The following is a 1,238-nucleotide window of genomic DNA, read 5'->3' on the forward strand; positions in this document are numbered from 1 at the left end:
CCAAATGAAAGATCTCGACCAATCGAGAATGAATCTTTTGGGCAATTGAAAGTCGTAATCCCTGTTCAAGTACTGACTAACAAAAGCAGACAAACTGAAGAGCGGTGCGCGTAAAGCGGAATTGCTCAAAGTGCGCAAGTTGGCGGAAACCTTCGGTGGTGACGTACAAGTGGATGTCTATTCTTCCCTCAAAGGGCTTGGGGTGGATCAGCTTAGAGCCAAACTGGATACCTGGTTTGCACCTGCGCTTGCTCACCTGCAGGAAGACGAAGAAGGGTCAAACTCAGCCGAGTAAAACGGATAACCATCGCTTCGCTCTCAAAGCCCTGCTGTTTATAAGCAGGGTTTTTTATAAGCAGTTCTTTGTGTCTCTTCYTCTTCCTTTGCTGATTGGTCATCACTGCATACGCCTTTCAGTCATTGCTCAGCGCAAATTTCTCTCTTTTAGATACAAAATCCCCGCCATCCTGGCAGGGAAACGGGAGAGAAAAATCGGTAGTTATTGTTATGCTTTGAAGCATTACCGATGTTTGTTTCTATTTCAATAGCTCAGTCATTGTTCAAAATGGCACACTCTCTCAGTTCTCACCCTAAGAAACACATCTAACCAACTGATAAAATAAAAAATATATCAAAACACCTATTATATATGCACTTAGTTTTCCAAGAGAAATAATCAGAGTGTGAGTGGTGTAAATTTACATATTGATATAACGCTCTATTGCGTTCGTTTTTCAATCTGAAACCGTATAAAAAGAAACAAACAAGAGGCGTTAAGAATGGAGATGCGATATGGATATGATTTAATTGAAATTTTATTTAGCCCAATAAAAACGCCCAGTCAATAACCTGACTGGGCGCTGAATCAGCCTAATCCAATAACGTGAAACAAAAGGTCTGAAAGATAGAACATCTTACCTCTGTACCCTACGCGTACTAATGTACAACAAATTTGGTCAGAATGCAAACTTTTTCTGTAAGTTTTTTTCATGAATTTTTTATTTAACTACAACTCAACAATAATTTCTGCAAACTTTTTTGATGATAAAAAAAGCCAGAGTTTGTGCTCTGGCTCATGATATTCATTCATTTTGTACAAAAAATGCTTAATGTGCTTGATCCCAGTTGTCACCATGGCCAGCTTCCGCCACCAATGGAACATTTAGCTGTGCTGCAGATTCCATCAATTGTTGTACTTTACTTTCAATTTCGGTCAAACATGGACTCTTCCACTTCAA

1 pseudogene is annotated in these 1,238 nt (G+C 39.5%); it reads left to right on the top strand.

What is annotated here, in order from left to right:
• A pseudogene (locus CIK04_RS28485) lies at nucleotides 1-295 on the top strand (YihA family ribosome biogenesis GTP-binding protein); the annotation flags it as partial.
• Nucleotides 296-1,238 lie beyond the last annotated feature (943 nt).

It is taken from the genome of Vibrio sp. 03_296, assembly GCF_002265885.1.